The following is a 6,364-nucleotide window of genomic DNA, read 5'->3' as shown; positions in this document are numbered from 1 at the left end:
TTACACAACAGGAGATTGATCACGCCATGAATAGACTGAATAATCGACCAAGAAAAAGGTTAGGATACCTTACACCCAATCAGGTATTCTTCAAAAATACGCTTGCACTTCAAAATTGAACTCGCGTTATTTTTAAATCACGGCGTCGCTGGAAATCATAAAAACGAAGTACTGTCGCACTCTTTTCACCTGCATCAGATTTGGAAACAGATGATCACTTTAAGTAATATTCACAAAACCTACCGGCAAGGTGGAAATGAAATTCGCGCGCTTGATGGCATCAATTTACATATCGCTACCGGCGAATTCGTCGCCATCATGGGTCCATCAGGTTCCGGGAAATCGAGCTTACTCAATATCCTTGGTGCGTTGGATCGACCAGATAAAGGTATCTATCATTTGCAACAAGACGAGATCAGTGCCATGGATGACGACAGCGCATCGGATGTCCGCAATCGTCGCATTGGTTTTGTCTTTCAATCGTTCCATCTATTGCCACGCTTGAGTGTGCTCGAAAACGTACTTCTGCCGCAGCGTTATTCCACTTTGCCAGATCCGCAAGCAGAACAACGTGCACACGCCTTGTTAGAACGCGTTGGACTGACTTCACGCCTGCATCATAAGCCAGCAGAATTATCTGGCGGCCAATTACAACGCGCCGCCATTGTGCGCGCCTTGCTGAACCAACCTGCCCTATTATTGGCTGATGAGCCAACTGGCAATCTGGATTCAAAGAGCGCGGCAGATGTATTGGCGCTCCTTACCGAATTAAATGCCAGTGGACAAACCTTAGTGATGGTGACGCACGATACCGATATCGCCAAACAGGCGCAACGCACCATCCACTTACGCGATGGAAAAATTGTCGAGGATCATCGATGAAAAAATCTGTCGTGCCACGCGCTGCCATCCTGGTTTTGGCATTAGCACCTATTTTTTGTCTGGCACAACAGGCTGCCAATCAAAACAATCGGCCTGTCTTATTAACTGGCGAAGTCCAGGCAAAAAACGCACAAGGGATCTTTGTACCACCATCGAATTCGTCGCCCGTTACAATCAAGAATTTTGTCCCCGAAGGCACCGTTGTCAAGACGGGAGATTTATTGCTCCGCATCGAAACATCCAATGCTGAGAATATTGAAAAATTACAAAGCGAGATTCAAAAGACCAGCGCAAAAACAAAAATGGATGTCGCCAAACTTGATGTGGATGCCCTCAATGCAGAGAAAGAGTTCATCATCGCCAAAGCGACCCTGGCAAAAGCATTAGTCAACGCAGCCTTACCTAAAGTACAAATTTCAGCCTTAGATTACGATAAATACCAAGGCGAAAAAGAGCATGCGCAACGAGATGTCATCGTCAAACAACAAGCTTTTGATAATGCAAAATTGGCGGCAAAACGACGTCAACAAGATGGTGATCTCGAAAATAAAAAGCAGCTCATTTACCTCGCTTTTGCCAAAGCAGAATTAGCCCAATCTGAGGTTCATGCCACGCAAAACGGCATAGTAACGTACGCCTATAACGAGTGGCGCGGTGAACGATTTGAAGAAGGTTCGAGTGGCTTTCCGGGCAATATGGCGGGCCAGGTAATGAGCGCTGGCGGATTGCAAATTCAGACATGGGCACTGGAAGCAGATCGTCCGTATCTGAACGAAAAACAAACGGTGCAATTAAGCTTTGATGCTCTTCCGGGAAGTAGGCTCGAAGCGAAAATCACCCATATCGCCAGTGCACCAACGCCGCACGCAAGCTGGGGAAATGGTCGCTATTTTAAAATCGACATTGATTTACCCAAAGATCACGGCCTAAAATTAATTCCGGGCATGAGCGTTTTGATTGAGCCTAAAAAAGTAACTAAAGCCACTGCAAAAGGTACTGCAGAAACCAGTGCAAAAACCAGTATATCGGCCAATAGTAAAGTTCAAAAGCCCGGTAAAGCTGCATCAAACGAAATCAATATCGAAGGTGATGTTCAATCTCACATTACGATACCCGTGGTACCGCCGACAATCAGGAATATCTGGAATTACACATTGTTTCAAATCGCACCGGAAGGCAGCATCATCGAACCCGGTCAGATGCTGGCAATGTTTCAGGCATCTGAGATTTCCAAGCAACTTGAAGTGCAAAAAAGCGCTCTCAAAGAATGGCAGCGTAGCTTGGAAAAATTCAAACTGAATCAAAGAGAGCTTGAAAAAAGTGATGAATTAGCCGTTCAGGAAGCGCAAAGTAACGCTGATAAAGCGGCAAAAAAAGCCTTGATGCCAAAAGAATTAATACGCCGCGTTGACTACGATAAATTAGTGATTGAAAAAGGTATGACAAGTGATTTGGCAGCGCTCGCCGCCAGATTGCAGGCTGCACAATCCCGCTATCGCGAAGCGGAATACAATGGCAATATCGCACAAATTGCGCAAATTCAAAACACGATTGACATCTATAGCAAAGGACAAGAAGCGCTGACGGTCAATGCACCACGTCGTGGCATGTTGTTGTACAAAACCGATTTTAGTGGCAACAAATTCACTTCTGGGGCGCAAATTTGGATAGGGATGGCGGTCGCCAGCCTCGCCGATCCGGACAAGCTATTTGTCAATGCAAAAGTACCTGAAGCCCAGGTTTCAGACGTTTATATCGGCCAAGCTGCACGAGTGACCATGTCGTCTGGCAATCTGCAACTCAATGCGAAAGTAACGGGCTTAGGTAACGTATTTCACGGAAAATCCGCGAAACAAGCCATTGTCGTTCGTGACATAGAGCTTGAGTTTGATGCGCCTCCCAAAGGCTTAAAGCCCGGTTCCGCAGTGCAGGTTACGTTGTTCAAAGACCAAAAAACCGTTACCACAACCAGCCCGACATCGACGGTTTCAGGAAAGGGATTATGAAAGCCGGAATTATTTTATGCACTCTATTTTTGTGTGCTTGCGACGACAATTCGCCCTCCGCCGCCACCGAAACGCTGACAGCAAAAGCATGGCAGGAAACCATCAATGTCAAGGGCGAAATCAAGGCCGCAGAAAATACGCCACTCAATGTCCCGGGCGACGGTTGGGATTCACGTACTGTCTTAGATATGGTGCCTGATGGCAGCGTTGTGCATAAAGGCCAAATCATCGCACGCTTTGACGCGCCACGATCACGTATGGATTTATCGCAAGCGGATACCGAATTACTACGTAAAGAATTGGTCGCCATTGGTTTAGCCGAAACGGATGCGGTCAATCGTGCCAGTCTCGATGCTGATCGCGCCAAGGTTGTCGCCGACTTACAATTAAGCCAGCGCTATGTTGGCGCCGATGTTTCCGTATTCACCCGCAATCAAATTTTAGATGCCTTGCAAGACATTGGTTTTTTAAAATCAAAGCAAACTTATTTGGGGTGGAAAGGTGGACAAATAGAAGCTGGCAAGAATGCGAATCTTGCATTACTTCAATCGCAAAAAGATAGTGTTGAACTTAATGCTCAACAATTACGTAAAAATTTATCGGGCCTTGACCTGATCGCACCGCATGAGGGTGTCTTTAATCTGGTTGCCTCATGGGATGGTAGTAAGCCACAAATAGGATCAAATCGCCGGCCAGGCCAAGAATTCGGTATCTTGCCGGACTTATCTCATCTGGTTGCCTCGTTTAGTATCCCTGAAAGTCAGACGTTTGGTTTGAAAACTGGCTTACCAGTGCATGTACGTCTGGCGGGAACGGGCACCAACCTTGAGCTTACAGTGACTAAAGTCGGCAGCAGCGCCAGCATTAAATCGAATGAGTCGCCGGTAAAATACAGTGATTTTGAAGCAAATATTCCAGAAGAAGTGATTAACAAACTCGCCTTAAGACCAGGACAAGCCCTCACGGCGACCGTCAGTATCATCGACAAAAAATCAGCGCTGACGGTCCCCAATCTGGCATTGATTCAGAAAGGTAGTCAGTTCTCGGTATATACGAAAAACGGCAATCAGACAAATCAACAAAAAATCGAATTAGGTACGCGCGGCATCACCCGCAGTGAAATAAAAAATGGTCTCGTTGCGGGTCAACAGATTATTTTAATACCGCCAGAAAAAAAGGCTGATAAATCATGAAACGCGCTCTGATTATTGAAGCGATCACGGAACTACAACGTCGCAAGTTACGTACTGGCTTAACCTTACTTGGGATGATCTTTGGCGTAGCGGCAATTGTTGCAATGTTAGCAGTTGGCGAAGGCAGCCAGCGGGAGGCTTTGCATTTGGTTGCCGAATTGGGGCTGAACAATTTGCTGGTCGAGAGTAAAGGAATTGATGTCGACAAGCTGAAAGAGATTCGTATTCGTTCACTGGGACTCTCCGCGGCAGATGCAAACGCCGCGCTGCAAGTGGTACCGGGGGCAGTATCCGTCGCACTCAAAAAAGAAATCAAAGTGGACTTACTGGCGAGCGGTGGAAATGTCGTCGATGCCCGCGCGTTCGCTGTATCACCAGCCTATGCGGAACATAGTGGTGTCCACGTCACGCAAGGTCGTTGGTTTTCTGACGCGGATGGTGCAACGCTTGCGCCCGTCTGCGTATTAGGGCCTCGTTTAGCGCAAAAATTATTTGGCGACGAAAATCCGGTCGGTGCACGCTTAAAATTAAACCACGCCTGGTTAGAAGTCGTTGGCGTACTGACCAATCGCTCACTCAATAAAGCCGAATTTGAAGGCGTTAAACTCGGTCTTGACGACGAGCGCATCTTTGTGCCGTGGGAAAGCGCGCGTGCCCGCTTCCATTTCTCAGAAATCGAAGATGAAATTGACGGCATTAGTTTACAACTCGACGGTAAGGTTGCCCCTGATGTCGCAGCGCATGTATTGCAAACGTTAATTAATCAACGTCATGGCGGTGTGGATGATACGAATCTCATTGTGCCTATGGGTTTATACCGCCAGCATCAACAAACGCAGAAAATTTTTACTGTTGTAATGAGCTCGATTGCAGCAGTATCTCTGCTAGTTGGCGGCATCGGCATCATGAATATCATGTTGGCCAATGTACTCGAACGTCGCCGTGAAATCGGTTTAAAACGTGCGTTAGGTGCCCGCAAACGTGATGTGGTTCAACAGTTTTTAGCAGAGGCGCTTGTTATCGCAGTCTCAGGCGCATTATTAGGGGTTTTGCTTGGCGCGATTGCGGCCTATAGTATCGCGGCCTTGGCGGGCTGGGCTGTCGCCTGGTCACCTCTCAGCTTGTTATTGGCCGTCGCCTTGTGTGTAGCTGTGGGTTTGGGCTTCGGTGTTTTTCCAGCACGTCAGGCCGCTGAGCTTGATCCAATTGCCGCGCTACGTAGTGACGGCTAAGATTTTATCCAACCCTGAACTCTCCGTGATACCTCGTTGTCCGCTTCAAAATACAGCAACGCTGTTCTGGGATTTTTATCGTAGAGGATTAAATTCTCAGAACAGCTTGTTTCAACTAGCCTAAAACCACGCGGCCTTTTTCAATATGAACGCGATCGCCCTCGCGATATTCTGGTTGCGCTGAAAAATTGAAAACCCGGTAATGCCCGTTGTCGAGTTTCACTTTGACTTCATAAACGGTCGTTGTATGGGCACGCTTTTCTATCGCGTTGCCAGCAAAGCCACCGCCGACCGCACCCGCTACCGTTGCCAGACTTCGACCATTGCCATTTCCTACCTGATGCCCCAACACGCCCCCTAATACAGCACCGGCAACGGCGCCAAGCCCACTGCCATGCGCTTCTTGTTGCTCGATAGGAAGAATCGATTCAATGACACCGCAAGTCTTACAAAGCTTTTGCGTAACAGAAGCGCTAGTTGCCGCATTTTGCTGCGAACTAGTCGTCCCCGCACTCACGCTAGCATTACCACCAGACGCGGAGACTGCTTGCTGTTCCGAAGGGGGTAAATTAAGCGGCGTTATATTTTTTGGTGTCGCATTGTCAGCAACATTCGCCGCAGTGCCTGGAGCATTCGAAGCCACGCTTGAGACCGCAACACTACTTGCTGAAGCAGCATTGCGCTGCGCATCCGTTTTTGGTACACCGTTTGAAGAAGGTAAAACGCCAGTCAATGCAGCAACACCAACCAGGCTAAAAAGAATGACAGAAACTGCGGCGCCCACGACAAGGGGATGGATACGTTTATTATCTGGGCTTTCGGACATGAATTTCTTTCCGTAAATGTTGAAAAACAAGGCATTGTGATCTACTCACTACCTATCGAGTATGTCACGAATCAGGCGAAAATGTTTCAATAGTAAGCACTTGTAACTGCAAGTCAAAAAATCTGTAAGGTTTCCGGTGAATGGCGCTCCTACATTGAGAGATACACATTTTTATTCTGATTAAATAAAAAAACCGGATTGGCTTGTCATCAACAAACCGATCCG

General features: G+C 47.4%; 5 protein-coding genes and 1 pseudogene. 5 read left to right on the top strand and 1 reads right to left on the bottom strand.

All coding sequences use genetic code 11. The features are described from left to right. The 5 genes and pseudogenes from ACO0K1_RS17605 to ACO0K1_RS17585 form a co-directional block, all read left to right on the top strand. Positions 1-119, top strand: a pseudogene (locus ACO0K1_RS17605) (IS30 family transposase); the annotation flags it as partial. Between the two features lie 91 nt (positions 120-210). Next, entirely contained in the window at positions 211-882 is a 672-nt protein-coding gene (locus ACO0K1_RS17600; RefSeq protein WP_423028086.1) for an ABC transporter ATP-binding protein, read from the top strand. Continuing rightward, entirely contained in the window at positions 879-2,888 is a 2,010-nt protein-coding gene (locus tag ACO0K1_RS17595; RefSeq protein ID WP_423028084.1) for an HlyD family efflux transporter periplasmic adaptor subunit, read from the top strand. The genes ACO0K1_RS17600 and ACO0K1_RS17595 overlap by 4 nt, the downstream gene beginning before the upstream one ends. Then, positions 2,885-4,081 (top strand): efflux RND transporter periplasmic adaptor subunit, encoded by a 1,197-nt coding sequence (locus ACO0K1_RS17590; RefSeq protein ID WP_423028082.1) that lies wholly within the window; start codon positions 2,885-2,887, stop codon positions 4,079-4,081. Before ACO0K1_RS17595 ends, ACO0K1_RS17590 begins: the two co-directional genes overlap by 4 nt. Continuing rightward, on the top strand, positions 4,078-5,313 hold the full coding sequence (locus tag ACO0K1_RS17585) for an ABC transporter permease (RefSeq protein ID WP_423028080.1): 1,236 nt from the start codon (positions 4,078-4,080) through the stop codon (positions 5,311-5,313). Before ACO0K1_RS17590 ends, ACO0K1_RS17585 begins: the two co-directional genes overlap by 4 nt. Positions 5,314-5,428: 115 nt before the next feature. On the opposite strand, the gene ACO0K1_RS17580 is transcribed toward ACO0K1_RS17585, so the two are convergent. Further along, on the bottom strand, positions 5,429-6,139 hold the full coding sequence (locus tag ACO0K1_RS17580) for a glycine zipper 2TM domain-containing protein (protein ID WP_423028078.1): 711 nt from the start codon (positions 6,137-6,139) through the stop codon (positions 5,429-5,431). Positions 6,140-6,364: the final 225 nt, after the last annotated feature.

The organism is Undibacterium sp. SXout20W (genome assembly GCF_049340285.1).
Classification (GTDB): domain Bacteria; phylum Pseudomonadota; class Gammaproteobacteria; order Burkholderiales; family Burkholderiaceae_D; genus Undibacterium.
Note: the sequence above shows the minus strand (reverse complement) of the source record. Positions and strands in the feature narration are given on the sequence as shown.

Excerpts from the sequence above, each read along its gene's own strand:
- ACO0K1_RS17600 (WP_423028086.1), top strand. The coding sequence starts at position 211 with ATGATCACTTTAAGTAATATTCACAAAACCTACCGGCAAGGTGGAAAT.
- ACO0K1_RS17595 (WP_423028084.1), top strand. The coding sequence starts at position 879 with ATGAAAAAATCTGTCGTGCCACGCGCTGCCATCCTGGTTTTGGCATTA.
- ACO0K1_RS17590 (WP_423028082.1), top strand. The coding sequence starts at position 2,885 with ATGAAAGCCGGAATTATTTTATGCACTCTATTTTTGTGTGCTTGCGAC.
- ACO0K1_RS17585 (WP_423028080.1), top strand. The coding sequence starts at position 4,078 with ATGAAACGCGCTCTGATTATTGAAGCGATCACGGAACTACAACGTCGC.
- ACO0K1_RS17580 (WP_423028078.1), bottom strand. The coding sequence starts at position 6,139 with ATGTCCGAAAGCCCAGATAATAAACGTATCCATCCCCTTGTCGTGGGC.